The organism is Ignavibacteriales bacterium (assembly GCA_016214905.1).
GTDB lineage: Bacteria > Bacteroidota > Ignavibacteria > UBA10030 > SZUA-254 > PNNN01.
Genome location: JACRMQ010000006.1, coordinates 379926 through 396941, shown reverse-complemented (window position 1 = coordinate 396941; position 17016 = coordinate 379926). Strand labels below are relative to the sequence as shown.

Genomic DNA, 17016 nt, shown 5'->3' with positions numbered 1-17016 from the left:
ATAGTATGAATTTGATTGATGAAACATTAAAAGACACACCGAAAATCCCTGTACAAAAATACACCCCAAAAGATTTCCAATCCGATCAGGATGTTCGTTGGTGCCCTGGCTGCGGAGACTACTCGATCTTAGCTCAGGTTCAACGCGTACTTCCCGAATTGAATATTCCAAAACACGATATAGTATTCGTTTCAGGAATAGGATGTTCCAGCCGTTTCCCGTACTACATGGATACTTACGGTTTTCATGGTATTCACGGTCGCGCTGCTGCTATTGCCAGCGGTTTAAAAGTTGCCCGCCCTGAACTCTCGGTATGGGTTGCAACAGGAGATGGAGATGGATTAAGTATCGGGGGAAATCATTTTATTCACCTATGCCGGCGGAACATAGATATAAAAATAATTTTATTCAACAATCAAATCTATGGACTGACAAAAGGTCAATACTCCCCAACTTCAGAGTTTGGGAAGGTCACGAAATCAAGTCCGTACGGATCTCCTGATCATCCTTTTAATCCTCTTCTTGTAGCACTTGGAGCAGAAGCATCTTTTGTTGCCCGAGGATTGGACCGCGATCCAAAATTATTGCAAACCATCATTCGCCGCGCCGCCGAACACAAAGGCACTGCATTTATGGAGATGTACCAGAATTGCAACGTATTCAACGATGGTGCTTTCGATCTCTTCACTGACAAAGAAACAAAAGACGACAATGTCATAGTTCTTGAAAATGGAAAACCGATGATCTTCGGAAAAGAAAAAGATAAAGGTTTGAAACTCGAAGGTTTTACACCGGTAGCCATTTCCCTCAAAGATGGAAAGCATACGGTCGATGATCTTATTGTTCACAACGAAAAAAATACGATGCTCTCCTTTATACTGGCACGAATGACTAACCTGCCCAATTTGCCTCGCCCGGTCGGTGTACTATACGCTGTTGAGAGACCAACTTACGAGCATGAAGTAACGAAACAAATTGAATCATCGATTAATAAACAAGGGATTGGGACATTGGAGAAACTGCTTGCTCATGGGGAAACATGGATAATAAAGTAGTATTTTAATTTATTGTTTGTTTAACGGGGCGAGAATAATTTCTCGCCTTTTTCTTATATTAGAATATGGAAAATGCGATCGATAATATAATCGACTTAATTAAGAATAATCAGAATTTTATCATCACTACACATGTCAATCCCGATGGTGATGCGATCGGTTCCGAGCTTGCTCTTACCCGTGCAATCCGTCAATTGGGGAAGAATGCTGTTATTATAAATCATAATTCAACACCTGATAATTATCAGTGGATGGATACCGATAATATGATATTACATTTCATCCCCGAGCAGCACCGAGACCACATATTGAATGCCGATATAATTTTCATACTCGACGTGAATCAACCCGATCGCCTCAGGAGTTTGGAACCTTTCGTTAAACAATCTAAAGCTCTCAAGGTGGTAATCGATCATCATCTTGAACCGCATCCATTCGGCGACCATTACCTTATCGATCATGATGCGACATCAACCGGAGAAATTCTTTATAAATTATTAATGAAACTTGATAATTTTAACATCGATAAGGAAATTGCGATCGCCCTTTACACAGCGATAATGACGGATACCGGTTCGTTCCGATTTCCAAGAACCGATCCCGAGACTCATACTATCGCCGCTCATCTCCTCCAATGCGGTGCTGACCCTACTGAAATATATGTGAATGTTTATGAAAATTGGACGTGCGGCAGAATGCGCCTCCTTGGAGAAGCTCTTGATACGATGAAAACCATTCACGAGGGTAAAGTTGCATACATTCTATGCACTCAAAAAATGTTTAAAGAGACCGGAACCACCGAAGTTGAAACAGACAATTTCACCGTCTACCCTATGAGTATTAAAGGTGTTGTTGTCGGAATTTTATTCAATGAACTGCAAAACGGAGTAAAAATAAGCTTTCGCTCAAAGGGTGATGTCCCGATAAACGAATTGGCAAAGGAATTCGGCGGAAACGGTCATCTTAATGCTGCAGGGGCACGGTTGTTCGATAAAAAACTTGAGGATATAATACAACTGGTGAATGAAAAAGTCGGTAAATATGTTGCCGATATTAAAATTAATGAATAGTTAAGAATTTATTTTGGAGAAGTGATGAATATAACAGCACAGAAATCCACATTTAAGAATGTCAAAACCGACACCCTGACAATATTCATACCGGAAGATAAAAATATTCTTTCCCAAGAAATCGGAAATTTAAAAAAGATATTCAAGGAAATAGATCATATTGTTGAGATCGAAAATTTCAAAGGTAAAATCGATGAGATTGTCAGCATTCACACTCATAATAAAATTGCAGCACCAAGATTATATATTGTCGGAATCGGTGAGGTCGGTAAAGTAACTGCCGAAATATTGCGCCGTGCCTCTGCCGCAGCAGCAAAGAAAGCTCAAAGTTCGAAAGTTAAACAGGTTGGATATCTTCTTCCGCAATATGAATATAATCTTGAAAATGTGATCGCTTCATCTGCAATTGCCGAGGGAGCGATGTTATCTCTTTATAAATTCGATAAATACATCTCGGACAAAAAAGATAAATCCAAAATAACCGAAATAATCATTTCAGACCCGGATGAGATAGTTATCAATGAAATTAAAAAACCGTTAGCAGAAATGCGTATAATTTGTGAGGCGGTTAAACTCGCCAGGGATTTATCTAACGCACCAAGCAATGAAATATTTCCCGAATCATTAGCTGAAGCGGCAAAACTTTCGGCTGAGCGATATAGGTATAAGGTAGCTGTATGGGATAAAAAGAAAATTGAGAAAGAAGGATTTGGAGGACTCATTGCCGTGAGTGCGGGCAGTATTCGACCTCCACAGTTCATTATACTAGAACATAACTCAGATAAAAAAGATTTTGACACGATTGTTTTAATCGGGAAGGGAGTTACATTCGATAGCGGTGGAATCTCTATTAAACCATCAGGCGGTATGTCTGAGATGAAAATGGATATGGCTGGTGCCGCTGCCGTAATCGGAGCTATAGAAGCATCGGCACGCTTGAAGTTGCCGGTTCATCTCGTTGGACTGATACCTGCGACCGAAAATTTACCGAGCGGTTCTGCATTAAAACCAGGCGATATTATCAGACATTACGGCGGAACAACTTCGGAGGTGGATAACACTGATGCGGAAGGAAGATTGATTCTTGCAGATGCGATTGCTTACGCCGCAAATTACAAACCTAAAGCGGTTATAGACCTCGCAACTCTAACCGGTGCGTGTGTTGTAGCTCTTGGACAACATGCAACAGGAATGTTCGGTAACGATGAAGAATTGATGACCCGGCTCAGATTTGCCGGTGAAAAAACATTCGAACGCGTATGGCAGTTACCGATCTTCGATGAATATGAAAAACAAATTAAAAGCGACGTTGCCGATGTGAAAAATTTAGGCGGCAAGTGGGCAGGCGCAATCACTGCGGCTTTATTCTTGAAGAAATTTATTCCGAGAAATAATCTGTACAAATGGGTTCACCTCGATATTGCAGGAACTGCAATGCTTGAAGAGAATTTACCCTATTCACCCAAAGGTGGTTCCGGTGTGGGTGTGCGATTGTTGGTTGAATTCTTGAAGAATTGGAAATAAAAAAGCGGCGCATCGATCAGATGCACCGCTTAAATATATTTGAATGACTGATTAACGAAGCAGTATAAATTTCTTCGTAAATGTTACGTCATCAGTTTGCAAACGGTAGAAATAAACTCCGCTCGGCAGTGTTTCCGCATTAACCTCAACCGTTTTGTATCCGGCTTCCTCCATTCCATCAACAAGTGTGAATACTTCCTGTCCGATTAGATTAAAGATTTTCAGACTCACCATCGAATTTTTCGGCAAATCGTATCTTATCTTAGTTGTCGGATTGAAAGGATTGGGATAGTTTTGATAAAGCGCGAATTCCTTCGGCAATTCTTTCGTAACAGAATGCTGAATGATTATCTTAGCACTGACAAAATTATCCTCGTTTATAGTGACCGATCCTTGTTGAGCCAAAGAATGCTGTTTCGGTTTTTCACCCTGATATGTTACCTCGATGTAACCGTTATGCGCGAGCGGTGAATCCCATTTTATTTTTAGCGGGAACAATCCACCGCTGATTCTGAGCGGAAATACCTGCTTCCCTTCACGATCTGCAACCGGTGCTTCGGCAAATCTGCCCGATGCAAATCGAACATCCATTCCGCCCGGTGGTATCGGAGGTAACTCGAACCTGTTCAAATCACCTTTATAAGTTGACGAACTGAACCGAACCGATTGCTTATTTCCATCATTATCTTCAACATCAAGCGAAGAAAATTGACTTTTTGCAGATAATGGATTTGATTCTGCATCGTCATTCTCAACAATTGTTTTGATAGACGGTTCAAGCATCGAAGAACTATTAGCCAGAACAACATAACCGGGGTTAGAAGTTTTTACCCAGTATCCGTTTCCCGGTTTAAGAGTGTCTTCCACAAAATACGTACCATTGTATCCGTAAAATACGGTTGTGAACGTAACGGGCGATAACGGAGTAACCATCGATGTTTTAATCGGGAAAGATAGAGCTCCAACCATAGTCCAACCCGGAAAAACAAAAACAGTTTCGCGTGTTACTGCGCTACCCTGGATTTGATATGCCGAGGGAGGTGGTGTCGAATATTTTATCCAATACGCATTTCCTGCTTTGAGGGTATCTTCAACTGCGTACGTGCCGTTATATGCGTACGCATAAGGACCTGCACTTGGATAAATTACTCCTGGTCTCATATCTGCAGTACGAACCGGTGGGGAGACTAAATTCCATGATGCCTGTGGTACCACAGAACTCATCATCCAATATCCACCCTGAGATCGTATACCCGGGATGTAGCCACCATCCATGATCTTACCGGTATCGATATGAACCATTCGTTGTGCAGCAGTCTGACCGATAGAAGATTGCAGTGTTAATACTCCGCCGGTGGATTTTCCGCCACCGCCATCTGCAACCGACCAAGGATGGGTCAACTGACCGCTAAGCGGTAAGCTTAGGATCAGCAATGTGAATATGATTATTATTGTTTTCATGGTTTCACCTGTCGGTTTAATTATCGTTCTGAACCGTTTGGAGATCCATTACTATCTAGCTGCTTAATAGTAGCTTCCAATTCACTCTTAAGTTGAGCTGCTTTTGCTTTTAATTGCTGCAAATGTTCTTCAGGTGATATTTTTATCTGATCAATATTAATCTGCTCAGAGCCATCCGTTTTGCTATCCGGATTGTAAAATGCTGTTGGGCTAATAACTGTCGAAGTACCATATAGAGTTGGAAAATATATTGCTCGGATATGTGGCATGCCGGCTTGTGCATAGGTGCCTGCACCAAAAAATCGAAGATTCAAAAAATAACGATAAGTACCTGCTGCTACTGAATAAAATCTTGACGTTGTACCTGGATATCCATATGCTGAAACAGAGGTTGGCATTTCACCTGGTAACCGGACAACTCCGAGACCGGGATAAGTACTTTGAGCTGCTCCTACATTATTGATACCTAACCATACTTCCGTAGTAGTGCCTGTAACATGATTAATATTTAACCATGCACCACCCGTAACCTCGATGTACCCTGCTGCCGGGATTGTGATATCAACCGAATCGATCGCAATAATAGTCCCAGTGGCAGTATTACTAATGAAAGATGCTGATTGGCTATTCGATATACCCGGTTCATCCAATATTTCTGATGAAGAGATAGAACTATCCGGTAATTGGACAGATGCATCTGCTGTCTGATCCATATAAAATAATGCTGATTTGGACGACCCGTAGATGGAAACATGGGGATTATTTGTCCCATTATAATTTCCGTCAACTTCAAAACCGGGAGTACCAATATCTCGATAGATTGACATAAATCCTCCTGAGCCATTAAAATCCGGTTCAAAGCGTTGTGTCATATACTCCGAGTTATTAAATAACCGAATTCTACCGCCATAAGTTACATGTTCCTCAATGGATGCCATTGGAGTTGCTAAACCGTTTTGATAAACATCAATTTTACCACTGGATCCTGTACTGCCAACAATTAACGTATCTTTTAATTGGGTGGTACCATTGACATCTAATTTTTTTGTCGGGGCACTCGTACCTATACCAACAAGACCATCCATCGTCGCGTAAAAATCATATCTGGCATTTGGCCAATTATAAATACCAAAATTATCATTGAACATCGTTCCCAAACTCCATCTGTCTGCTCCACCTGTTGTTAGCACAAGGTAGTTGCGTCCGCTTGCATTTGGTTTATCTGCCCAAAATCCGGAAGTGTACGCTGATTGGACCCTGACCCCGGCAAAATCAGTACCGGGTTTGATATCAAGACCTTCAAGAGCGCGGCCGTAAAAATTCCCGGGAGCTGCACCAATGCTGGCGCTGATATTATTCAAGTAATATCCATTTGGATCTTGCAGCCACGGACCGAGAGAATATGCCGCAGAACCGAGTTCACTGCGAGGCGAAAATGTAATAGGTGAACTGATACCTGAACCGCTTACTGCAGTCACCTCTAACCATAGCGACTGATAGAATATCCCGAGTAACGGTGTTACTGAACCAAGAAGAACACTGAATGTTCCCTGCTTTACCGGTATGCTAGTCTGAGTTTCCATCCACTGACTTGCCCCCGCAGAAAGATCGTTGAAAAGTTCGAATTTAATATCGTACAATCCATCAGGAACAGGCATACCTAGTGGGGTTGTTAGTAAACCCTGATAGGATATTTTGTTCGGAACATAAATGGGTGCAGCAGCAATCGTTTTTGGATTAGAACCGCTTTGCTGAACCGTTCCGGAACTTTGTTGTGAAGTTACTGCCACCTGCGCATAAACAATTCCGCTCAGGATCAGACAAATAACCACCATAAACAGAAACAATACTTTCATAATATCTCCTAATTTAAATTATTGATATTGTTGATTAATAAAAAACAAAACCTCATCAGAGCTGATTCAGTTCCGAAGAGGTAAATATAGTTAATACTTTATCTTTGATGATAGTGACTCCATCGCCATGAAGATATGAAACTTATCACTTAGAGTCAAGAGGATTGTTGCTAATATCAGATTTTTTGGATTTCTACACCAGCATTTGTACATTATTTGTGATTTTCTTTTAATTTTCATCTTTTTAAAATTTATTTGTACCGCTGAATGAAGCCAATAATTGCAATTACTATGGGAGATTATAATGGAATTGGTCCTGAAATTATCTTGAGGGGTCTGAGTTCTCAAATCGTTCAAAACCTTTGTGTTCCTTTGGTGATCGGATCAATCGATGTTTTTGAGCATTATGCGATGGGGATTAAACAGCGGATACACTTTAAAGAAATAGATTCGATACCGGGGAAATTTTCTACTCAAGATATACCTGTTTTTCACCTCAGGAAATTCCAGATTCCCGTTATTAAATCCGGAAAAATCTCACGCGAAGCCGGTGAATACGCAGGTGAAGCAATTGCATTCGCTGCCGAACTCTGCAAACGAAACATTGTTGATGGAATGGTCACGGCGCCAATTTCGAAAGAAGCACTTCATTTAGCGAATTACCTCTTCCCCGGACAAACAGAAATGCTCGCGAAGATTTGCAATACCGATAATGTATGCATGATGCTCATCGCCAATAAATTACGAATAGGATTAGCCACCATTCACTTGCCTGTTAGATTAATTGCTAAAAGACTTTCGAAAGAATTAATCATCGATAAGATTTCAATTGTTCATTCTTCTTTGAGTAGGGATTTTGGAATTCGACATCCGAAGATCGCCGTACTCGGTTTAAATCCTCATGCGGGAGAAAATGGGTCGATCGGTGATGAAGAGATAGATATCATTAAACCCGCAATTCGCGTTGCAAAACGGAATAGAATTCATGTCGATGGTCCATTTCCACCTGATGGATTTTTTGGAATGAACTCTTACAAGAATTACGATGCAGTGCTTGCAATGTATCATGATCAGGGATTGATACCTTTGAAGATGATGGGATTCAATATCGGAGTCAATTACACTGCTGGTCTACCGATTGTCCGTACTTCGCCCGATCATGGGACAGCGTTCGATATAGCAGGTAAAGGAATTGCAAACCCATCCAGCATGATTGAAGCGATAAGATTAGCCGTTCAGATTATTAAAAACAGAAAACGAAAATAAATATGATACATTTTGAAAATGTCTCCATCTCATACAATTCACAACCGATTCTCCAGGATGTTACTCTTAACATTAAACCTGGAGATTTTGTCTCTTTGGTTGGAGAATCAGGTGTTGGAAAAACCACATTGTTGAAATTAGTTTATTTTGATCTCTTACCTGACGAAGGAAACGTATCTATCGCAGGTTATACATCATCTACAATTAAAAAAAGAGAAATACCTAAAATACGCAGACAGATTGGGGTTGTTTTTCAGGATTACAAACTTCTTGAAGATAAAAATGTTTATGATAATGTCGCATTTGCTTTGCATGTTACCGGAGTGAAACGAAATGAAATTGGTAATCGTGTCCTGCGGGTGCTTGCCGACGTCGGTTTAAGCCATAAGCGCGATAGTATGCCCGAAGAACTCTCCGGCGGTGAACAACAGAGAGTGGTTTTTGCCCGAGCAATGGTGAATGAACCGATAGTGCTCCTTGCAGATGAACCAACCGGTAATCTTGATCCGACAACTGCGCTTGATATACTTCAGTTGATGAAAACGATTAACTCACACGGAACTGCGGTCATCCTCTCAACACACAACTATGATATTGTAAGAAAAGCTGGAGGAAGAATTATTCAAATTAAGGATGGAAAGGTTAGTGAGATTGAGGGCTTGTAACCTTGCGAAGGAGGAATCAGAGTAACCTTGTGATGGTTCAACTTAGTTTAAACTGGACAAACTTCGCAATATTTCCTGTTCATTTCACCGCTTCCACCCTTTTAATCTCTGGCGCGCATTGAAGAACAGCACGCTCTATCCCTGCCCGCAGTGTCATCTGCGACATTGGACAGCCGCCGCACATTCCCTGCAATCGCACTTCGGCAATACCATCGTCTGTAACTCTAACCAACTCAACATCGCCGCCATCGGCTTGTAGATACGGACGGCACATCTGAAGTGCCATCTCTACTTTTTCTTTTACTGTCAAAGCTTTCTGTTCTTCCATGTACAAATCCTAAAATATTTTAGACGATATTTATAATACGACCCCCTATCGTCCCCCTTCTGAAGGGGGACAAAAAGCCGACTCAACAAATTAATACAGCCTATCCTTTTCCCCTCGATGAGGGGAAAACACAAAAGGGGTCAAAACAATAAACATTCTCACAAACTAATCTCAACTTTCTGATTTAATTTTCCTGATAATTGAGCAATACTTAATTGCGCCGCCATGTTCCGTGTAATCTGCCGGATGATTTTGCTTTGCTCAGCATCAGGTTCCGATATAACTATCGGTTTACCAACATCTCCGCCAATCCTGATCGGAGTGTAAATAGGTATCTCACCTAAAAAAGGAACACCTAACTCACCGGCAGCTTTCTTTCCACCGCCTGTGTGGAAAATATCTTCACGGTTTCCGCAGTGGTTACATATATAATAACTCATATTCTCAATAATTCCAAGAACCGGAACGTTTACCTTCTCAAACATTGCATATGCTTTTCGCGCGTCGGCAAGAGAAATATCCTGTGGTGTTGTTACGACTACCGAACCTGTCAGTGGAATTGTCTGCACAAGTGTAAGATGAATATCGCCCGTACCCGGAGGAAGATCGAATACAAGATAATCGAGCTCACCCCAGTCCACATCCGACATAAACTGTTTGACGGCACCGCTGACCATCGGTCCTCGCCAAATCACCGCCTGCGATGGATCAACGAGGAATCCGATCGACATAACTTTAACACCGTGCGCTTCAAGCGGGACTAATTTTTGATTTTGGATATTTGGACGTTCATTTATTCCCATCATCAATGGAATACTCGGTCCGTAAATATCGGCATCCAGCAAACCCACTTTTGCACCATCAAGCGCAAGCGAAACTGCAAGATTAACAGCAACCGTTGATTTGCCAACGCCGCCTTTGCCGCTTGCAACTGCAATTGTTGTTTTAACATTGGGAAGCAGATCAATATGCTGCTGGATGTTGTTTGCGCGAACACTCGCCGTCATCTCGATTGCAAGATTTCCAACTCCTTCAATTTGATTGCGAATGGCAGTCTCGGCAAGTTTTTTAAATTCATCGCGTACCGGACAGGCAGGAGTTGTAAGTTCAATTTTAAAACTTACATCTTTCCCTTCGATATTTATATCTTTGATAAAATTGAGAGATACAATATCTTTATTCAAGTCGGGATCGCGGACTATTTTTAATGCTTCTAATATATTTGATTCTGTTAATGGTTTTTTCATTTTCTTTTTCTAATTGATGTACAATTTTATATTTAAATCTTGTGTCCCAATTCTAACCCTCTTCCCTACCCAGGGTTCACTAATAAATAAGATTTAGGTGGTAGCCGCAACCTTCAGGTTGCGTTTCTGTTATGCTTTCGCAGACATAAAGTCTGCGGCTACCAGAAATATTTTCTTTTTAGTCGACCCCTTGAGGGTGAGGATTATTTAATTACCCCAAGCTTCCTACCCACCTTCGTAAACGCATCAACCGCTTTGTCTATGTGATGCCTTTCATGAGTCGCGGAGATCTGCACTCTTATCCTGTCTTTACCTTTCGGAACAATGGGATAGAAAAATCCGATGACGTAAATACCTTCATAATATAAATCGCGCGCCATCTGTTGTACAATTTTTGAATTATGAATCATGATTGGCACAATCGGATGAAATCCATCTATAATTTCAAATCCTGCTTCCTTGATTTTTTGACGGAAATATTTCGTATTCTCTTCAAGTTTGTCACGAAGCTCTGTTGATTGTTCCAACAACTCAATAGCTTTTATTGTTCCGGCAACCACTACCGGACTGACAGTATTTGAAAAAATGTATGGCCTCGACTTTTGTCTCAAAACATCTATAAATATTTTACTCCCCGATACACAACCGCCCGATGCACCGCCGAGAGCTTTCCCGAGCGTTGTTGTAATGATATCTATCTTCTCCATAACACCGTAATGTTCAGGAGTGCCTCTTCCCTTTTTACCGATGAAACCGGTGGCGTGCGAATCATCTACCATTAAAATCGCATCATATTTTTCTGCTAACGCGACAAGTTCAGGTAGCTTTGCAAGTTCACCATCCATCGAAAAAACACCATCAGTCGCGATCATCCTGAATCTTCTATCCATCGACTGTTTGAGATGAATCTCAAGATCGTTCATATCGTTGTGTTTGTAACGATAGCGATGGGCTTTGCACAATCGAATACCATCGATAATAGAAGCGTGATTTAATTCATCCGAGAGAATTACATCCTCTTCTCCAAGCAACGCTTCAAACACACCGCCATTTGCATCGAAGCATGATGAGTATAGGATTGTGTCTTCGGTCCCAAGAAATTCCGAAACCTTTTGTTCTAATTCCTTATGAATATCTTGAGTACCGCAGATAAACCGGACGGATGACATCCCATAACCGTGCTGTTCCAATCCTTTTCGCGCGGCATCAACCAGCGCGGGATGATTTGAAAGTCCTAAATAATTATTCGCGCAGAAGTTCAACACTTCTTTAGAAGGAGAACCTTTCGGAAATTCAACATCGATCTCTGCAGATTGAGGAGAAAGAATTATCCGTTCAACTTTACAGATATCGCTCGATTTAAATTCATCGATTACGTGCCGATAATGTTCTATAACTTTTTTACTTTTAGACATAACTTTTGTAAAAAACCGAAATCCTAATATCTGCGCCAAAGGTGCATCAGCCTCTGGCTGACAAATCCTAAAATTTTAAAATTTCTGAATTAGGATTTCGAAATTAATTCTTACATACCATACATCGCGATTATTTCATCGCGCTTCTTACCGAGGATATTATACTTTGCTCCGACTTTTGTAAATGCTGCAACAGCTTTATCTATATGCTCGATCTCATGATCGGCAGAAATCTGCGTTCGGATTCGTGCCTGCCCTTGTGCTACCACAGGGAAGAAGAAACCGATAACATAAATTCCTTCTGTATACATATCGCGGGCTACGTCCTGGGCAAGTTTCGCATTGTATAACATAACCGGTACAATCGGTGTTTCTCCTTCTTTGATGTCTAGTCCTGCCTTGGTCATCTTCTCACGGAAATATTTTGTATTTCGTTCAAGCTTATCCCGTCGTTCAGTTGTGTCTGAAATTAAATCAATTACTTTTATCGAGGCAGCAACAACAACCGGCGGGACTGTATTTGAAAATAAATATGGTCGGGCACGTTGACGGCATAGATCAACAATACCTTTTCGTCCACTAACACAACCGCCCGTAGCACCACCGAGCGCTTTACCGAGTGTTGTTGTAATTACATCAACGCGACCCATGACATTAAAATGTTCGTGCGTACCACGGCCTGTTTTTCCGATGAATCCTGAGGCGTGTGAATCATCCACCATAACCATCGCATCATATTTTTCTGCAAGGTTACAAATTTCATCGAGCTTTGCAAGATCTCCATCCATTGAAAACACGCCATCAGTGATGATGAGTCGAAAGCGACAGTTCTGAGTTTCCTGAAGTTTCTCTTCAAGATGAGCCATGTTGTTGTGCTTGTAATTGAAAAGTTGCGCTTTGCTCAGACGCATACCGTCAACAATCGAAGCGTGAACGAGCCGATCAGAAATCATAGCGTCTTCTTTATCAAGCATCACTTCAAATATTGCGGCGTTTGCTTCCATGCATGATGGAAATAAAATTGTATCTTCTGTGCCCAGGAACTTTGTCAATTTATCTTCTAATTCATGATGAATATCCTGCGTTCCGCAGATAAAACGCACAGATGACATACCGTAGCCGCGAGAATCAAGCCCATCATGCGCGGCTTTTACAACTTCAGGATGACTCGACAAGCCGAGATAATTATTCGCACAGAAATTCAATACTTGTTTCTGCTGTGCACCGAGTGGAAACTCAACTTTAATATTAGCTGCCTGAGGTGATTCTATAAATCTCTCTTCTTTAAATAATCCGTCCTGACGGATATTTTTCAAAGTATCATCGTAAAACGATTTTGCTTTTTCACTATATGCCATAATTGCTCCTTAACTTTTTGTATATTCTTTTAGGAGATTCATTATGTTATTCACAGAATCAAATGCCTCGGGTGTCGCTTTATCATCAGGAATTTTAATGGAAAATTTTTTCTCTAAAAACATTTTCAACGAAACCATCGAGAACGAATCGACGATTCCGCTTGATATGAGCTTCGTACTTTCATTAACTGTTACCCCTGAATCTTCTTCGAGGTATTCTTTTTTGATATAATCGATAATCATTTTCTTAATATCTTCAGACATTGTAGCTCCAATAATTGATAATTAATAATTGACAGTTAGCTATTGATAATTTTATTTAGTCGTTTTCTAACGTTGATGTATCTCCGATTTCTTCTCCCCACTCTTTAGCACGGAGAAGTCGGCGCATAATTTTACCGCTTCTTGTCTTAGGAAGCGACGGGACAAACTCGATCTCCTGCGGCATAGCCAATGGAGAAAGTTTTTTCCTTATGAAGTTCATAATATCAAGCTCCATATCTCCACTCGGATCGAAACCGGGTTTCAGAGCGATGAATGCTTTCACTACTTCCATATTTACAGGATCGGGTTTTCCCACTGCGGCTGACTCTGCAACAGCTTTATGTTCAAGTAATGCCGATTCGATCTCAAACGGTCCTACTAAATGTCCTGCCGTGTTAATCACATCGTCATCGCGACCAACAAACCAAAAGTATCCTTCGTTATCAATACTTGCGCGGTCACCGCAAATATACCAACCGTTTTTGAACTTACTATCGTATGTTGTTTTGTTATTCCAGTAAGAGCGCATCATTGAGGGCCAACCCGGTTTGATAGCAATGAGTCCGACTATACCGGCAGAAGTGATCGGCTCATAGGTTTTTGTATTGAGAACTGTTGCCGTAATACCGGGGAATGGTTTTCCCATTGAACCCGGTTTAATTTTCATTCCCGGGTAATTTGTAATCATCATCGCGCCGGTTTCGGTTTGCCAATAAGTATCATGAAACATTTTTCCGAATGCTTTTTCAGACCATACAACTGCTTCGGCGTTCAGCGGCTCACCCACGCTTGCCAAATGACGTAACGTTGAAAGATCATATTTCTTAACAGCTTCTATTCCTTCTTTCATCAGCAAACGAATGGCAGTCGGCGCCGAGTACCACATGGAAACTTTATATTTATGCATAAACGCATACCATTTTTCCGCGCCAAAACCTGCATCGAGTACAACCTGAGTTACACCCAACGCCCACGGACCAATGATTCCGTACGATGTTCCTGTAACCCAACCCGGATCGGCAGTGCACCAGTAAATATCATCCGGTTGTAAATCGAGAACCCATTTAGACGTAATGTACTGTGCGATAATCGATGAATGAGCATGCTGCGCACCTTTCGGTTTGCCGGTTGTCCCCGACGTATAGTGAATGACCGATGGCACTTCCGGACCGACTTTCACGATATCAAATTTTTCAACCTTCGGAGCTTTTTCCATCCAGAAATGAATCTCATTTATTTGCGGCGTTGCTGCTTCATCAGCATCGATCACAATAATTTTTGTCAAATTGGGAAGTTTATCTTTGATCCTTCTGACTTTGGGTAAATGTTTCTTTTGAATCATAATAGCTTTTGTTTTTGCATCATCAAGACGAGTGAATAAAGCTTCTTCGCCGAATGCAGAAAATAACGGCTGTGTAATTCCACCCATTTTAAGTATTCCAATAAAACCGATATACAATTCAGGGACCTTATCCATGAAGAGGCAAACTCTGTCGCCCACATTAACTCCCGTATCCTGTAAAAACTTGGCAATCGTATTACTGTAAACACGGATGTCATCATAACTATATTTCTTCACTTCACCTGTGAATCCTTCCCAGATCAAACCTAATTTTTTACCATTGCCCTTTTCGCAAACTCGGTCACTGCAATAGTAACCAATATTATACATTCCGTTTTTACCGTACTCTAATTCCTCCTCCGACTGTTTCCAGTTAAATGATTTATATCTTTCTTCGTATGAACCTATATGACTCATGAATTCTCCTTATAATCTTCAAGAAGTACAAATGCTGTAATATATTTTTTTGAATTTGAATATGAACTATGAATCTTTGACACCTGCATTTTCTCTGCCTGCACTTTCAAGATTCCGGTCAGCTTAATTTGACCATCATCCAACACCTCGATATCGTGCCAGTATGATCCGTACGTCAATCCCCAACCGAGAGATTTCATTACAGCTTCTTTTAGAGCGAATATTTTTGCGATATAAGCTGTACTGTTTTTACTGTCTCGAATCAATGAGATTTCTTGTCCGGTTAGAATCTCTCCTAAGAAATTCTTATCATTCTCAACATGCTTAAATTTCTCGATCCCCACGATATCTATACCGATACTTTTTATCATCCCGCGAGTGAGAAATATTTGAGTTTTGAATAAATTACAGAGATTTTTGAAGAACGTGGGCGGCACATTGATAGTGCCTACAATATAACTAAAAGCGATAAAACTTCATAGATGATCACGAATAATCCGATTCTATGGTCGTAATAAAACTTTAAGAGCATCTCCATTGATAATAGCTTGAAAACCTTTATCGTAATCGACTAACGGGACTTGATGAGTTACGAAACCGGCTTTCATGAACCGCTTGGCCAGACCTTTCTTAAGTATATCAGTCATAATATCCCAGGTCGACCAAACTCGCCTACCTATAACTCCGTGAATTGTGATACCGGGAAAGATTACATGCTTGGAGAAATCTACAGGGAGCGTTCCGCTGGTTAAACCTAGTAGAGCGATCTCTCCGCCCATTCTGACAACATTGAAAGCATCGTCGTATGCATGATAGCTTCCGGACATTTCAAGCACGGCATCAACACCTGCGCCATGATTCTGCTCTTTGGCAACTTTATAAAATTCTTTTTTCTCTTCCGGGATTGAAACATCGAAACATTCATCAGCCCCAAGCGAGCGAGCCATCTTAAATTTGAGAGCTTCTAATTTCTCATGTGTATTTTCACCGTGCGATGCATCGGTTACAAGAATTCTTTTCGCACCCGCACCTTTTGCAATCGCAACCGACATTAAACCTATTACTCCGAGTCCCAGCACAGCAACTGTTTTGCCTTCAATCGATTTGAGAACTTGTACCGTATGTGCCGCGTTCCCGATCGCATCCATGAATCCTACAATCTCTTCAGGGATTTCACCATTTTTGAAAATTAAAATATTCTCGGCAGGAAGCACTATGTATTCAGCATACGATCCATCACCGTGCAATCCACGAATTACCGTCTTCGTGCATACATGATAATCGCCAAGCTTACATTGAGCGCATTCGCCGCAGGTTATGTGCATCTCTGCGGTTGCGATGAAATTTTTGTTCAGATAGTCGATGAACGTTTTATCTTTCGCCACTTGCGCTGCCGACCGGTTCTTCACGAACTTTTTAATTTCTTTGTACTCTTTTGATTTTTGAATCACCTGATCAGCCAGTCGCAGTTTCGCTTTCACTCCGGCATCGGTAATCCTTCCGCAAAATTCATGACCAATCGTTACACCTTCCGGTGAAATATTCGCCATGCTGTTCTTGAGTGAATCTTTTGAATTATAAATTCCAACATCAGTGCCGCATATGCCGGCAGCGACAACTTTAAATTGAATATCATTTGAATTTTTAACGACAGGGATTTCGCGCTCAACAAGCTGAAAACCTTTTTGCCACGCCTGATACATTTGTGGCTTTGGCTTAATAACCGCTTTCATGAAATTTCCTTTAAT

The 17016-nt window shown here is 41.1% G+C and carries 15 protein-coding genes; 5 read left to right on the top strand and 10 right to left on the bottom strand.

The features are described from left to right. Positions 1-5: 5 nt before the first annotated feature. The 3 genes from HZB59_05560 (at position 6) to HZB59_05550 (ending at position 3649) form a co-directional block, all read left to right on the top strand. Positions 6-1055 (top strand): 2-oxoacid:ferredoxin oxidoreductase subunit beta, encoded by a 1050-nt coding sequence (locus HZB59_05560; GenBank protein MBI5020884.1) that lies wholly within the window; start codon positions 6-8, stop codon positions 1053-1055. A 65-nt stretch (positions 1056-1120) separates the two neighbouring features. Continuing rightward, positions 1121-2125, top strand: coding sequence for a bifunctional oligoribonuclease/PAP phosphatase NrnA (locus HZB59_05555; protein MBI5020883.1), 1005 nt, complete (start codon positions 1121-1123; stop codon positions 2123-2125). Between the two features lie 24 nt (positions 2126-2149). Further along, the gene (locus tag HZB59_05550; protein ID MBI5020882.1) at positions 2150-3649 is read left to right on the top strand and encodes a leucyl aminopeptidase; all 1500 of its coding nucleotides are present in this window, start codon (positions 2150-2152) and stop codon (positions 3647-3649) included. 51 nt (positions 3650-3700) lie between these two features. Here the strand turns inward: HZB59_05550 and HZB59_05545 are convergent, their stop codons facing one another. Next, the gene (locus HZB59_05545; protein ID MBI5020881.1) at positions 3701-5110 is read right to left on the bottom strand and encodes a T9SS type A sorting domain-containing protein; all 1410 of its coding nucleotides are present in this window, start codon (positions 5108-5110) and stop codon (positions 3701-3703) included. Positions 5111-5130: 20 nt separating this feature from the next. After that, positions 5131-6966 (bottom strand): hypothetical protein, encoded by a 1836-nt coding sequence (locus tag HZB59_05540; protein ID MBI5020880.1) that lies wholly within the window; start codon positions 6964-6966, stop codon positions 5131-5133. Positions 6967-7233: 267 nt separating this feature from the next. On the opposite strand from HZB59_05540, the gene pdxA reads away from it, so the two are divergent. Both pdxA and ftsE read left to right on the top strand, forming a co-directional pair. Continuing rightward, positions 7234-8232: a 4-hydroxythreonine-4-phosphate dehydrogenase PdxA gene (pdxA, locus tag HZB59_05535; GenBank protein MBI5020879.1), complete on the top strand. Its 999-nt coding sequence runs from the start codon at positions 7234-7236 to the stop codon at positions 8230-8232. 2 nt (positions 8233-8234) lie between these two features. Further along, on the top strand, positions 8235-8897 hold the full coding sequence (gene ftsE, locus HZB59_05530; protein ID MBI5020878.1) for a cell division ATP-binding protein FtsE: 663 nt from the start codon (positions 8235-8237) through the stop codon (positions 8895-8897). A gap of 79 nt (positions 8898-8976) precedes the next feature. Here ftsE and HZB59_05525 read toward each other — a convergent pair whose 3' ends face one another. From HZB59_05525 to HZB59_05490, 8 genes are all read right to left on the bottom strand, one after another. After that, positions 8977-9225 carry a NifU family protein gene (locus HZB59_05525; GenBank protein MBI5020877.1) on the bottom strand — a complete coding sequence of 83 codons (249 nt, stop codon included), beginning with the start codon at positions 9223-9225 and terminating at the stop codon, positions 8977-8979. A gap of 158 nt (positions 9226-9383) precedes the next feature. Next, the gene (gene apbC, locus HZB59_05520) at positions 9384-10472 is read right to left on the bottom strand and encodes an iron-sulfur cluster carrier protein ApbC (protein ID MBI5020876.1); all 1089 of its coding nucleotides are present in this window, start codon (positions 10470-10472) and stop codon (positions 9384-9386) included. A gap of 203 nt (positions 10473-10675) precedes the next feature. Next, positions 10676-11887, bottom strand: a complete 1212-nt coding sequence (locus HZB59_05515) for a glycine C-acetyltransferase (GenBank protein ID MBI5020875.1) — start codon at positions 11885-11887, stop codon at positions 10676-10678. Between the two features lie 110 nt (positions 11888-11997). Continuing rightward, entirely contained in the window at positions 11998-13245 is a 1248-nt protein-coding gene (locus HZB59_05510; GenBank protein ID MBI5020874.1) for a glycine C-acetyltransferase, read from the bottom strand. A gap of 9 nt (positions 13246-13254) precedes the next feature. Then, positions 13255-13509 (bottom strand): acyl carrier protein, encoded by a 255-nt coding sequence (locus HZB59_05505; protein ID MBI5020873.1) that lies wholly within the window; start codon positions 13507-13509, stop codon positions 13255-13257. A gap of 55 nt (positions 13510-13564) precedes the next feature. Beyond that, positions 13565-15268 (bottom strand): acetate--CoA ligase, encoded by a 1704-nt coding sequence (gene acsA, locus HZB59_05500; GenBank protein MBI5020872.1) that lies wholly within the window; start codon positions 15266-15268, stop codon positions 13565-13567. Further along, positions 15265-15639 carry a holo-ACP synthase gene (acpS, locus tag HZB59_05495; protein MBI5020871.1) on the bottom strand — a complete coding sequence of 125 codons (375 nt, stop codon included), beginning with the start codon at positions 15637-15639 and terminating at the stop codon, positions 15265-15267. The genes acsA and acpS overlap by 4 nt, the downstream gene beginning before the upstream one ends. A 132-nt stretch (positions 15640-15771) precedes the next feature. Beyond that, entirely contained in the window at positions 15772-17001 is a 1230-nt protein-coding gene (locus HZB59_05490) for a zinc-binding dehydrogenase (protein MBI5020870.1), read from the bottom strand. Positions 17002-17016: the final 15 nt, after the last annotated feature.

Excerpts from the sequence above, each read along its gene's own strand:
- HZB59_05560 (MBI5020884.1), top strand. The coding sequence starts at position 6 with ATGAATTTGATTGATGAAACATTAAAAGACACACCGAAAATCCCTGTA.
- HZB59_05555 (MBI5020883.1), top strand. The coding sequence starts at position 1,121 with ATGGAAAATGCGATCGATAATATAATCGACTTAATTAAGAATAATCAG.
- HZB59_05550 (MBI5020882.1), top strand. The coding sequence starts at position 2,150 with ATGAATATAACAGCACAGAAATCCACATTTAAGAATGTCAAAACCGAC.
- HZB59_05545 (MBI5020881.1), bottom strand. The coding sequence starts at position 5,110 with ATGAAAACAATAATAATCATATTCACATTGCTGATCCTAAGCTTACCG.
- HZB59_05540 (MBI5020880.1), bottom strand. The coding sequence starts at position 6,966 with ATGAAAGTATTGTTTCTGTTTATGGTGGTTATTTGTCTGATCCTGAGC.
- pdxA (MBI5020879.1), top strand. The coding sequence starts at position 7,234 with ATGAAGCCAATAATTGCAATTACTATGGGAGATTATAATGGAATTGGT.
- ftsE (MBI5020878.1), top strand. The coding sequence starts at position 8,235 with ATGATACATTTTGAAAATGTCTCCATCTCATACAATTCACAACCGATT.
- HZB59_05525 (MBI5020877.1), bottom strand. The coding sequence starts at position 9,225 with ATGGAAGAACAGAAAGCTTTGACAGTAAAAGAAAAAGTAGAGATGGCA.
- apbC (MBI5020876.1), bottom strand. The coding sequence starts at position 10,472 with ATGAAAAAACCATTAACAGAATCAAATATATTAGAAGCATTAAAAATA.
- HZB59_05515 (MBI5020875.1), bottom strand. The coding sequence starts at position 11,887 with ATGTCTAAAAGTAAAAAAGTTATAGAACATTATCGGCACGTAATCGAT.
- HZB59_05510 (MBI5020874.1), bottom strand. The coding sequence starts at position 13,245 with ATGGCATATAGTGAAAAAGCAAAATCGTTTTACGATGATACTTTGAAA.
- HZB59_05505 (MBI5020873.1), bottom strand. The coding sequence starts at position 13,509 with ATGTCTGAAGATATTAAGAAAATGATTATCGATTATATCAAAAAAGAA.
- acsA (MBI5020872.1), bottom strand. The coding sequence starts at position 15,268 with ATGAGTCATATAGGTTCATACGAAGAAAGATATAAATCATTTAACTGG.
- acpS (MBI5020871.1), bottom strand. The coding sequence starts at position 15,639 with ATGATAAAAAGTATCGGTATAGATATCGTGGGGATCGAGAAATTTAAG.
- HZB59_05490 (MBI5020870.1), bottom strand. The coding sequence starts at position 17,001 with ATGAAAGCGGTTATTAAGCCAAAGCCACAAATGTATCAGGCGTGGCAA.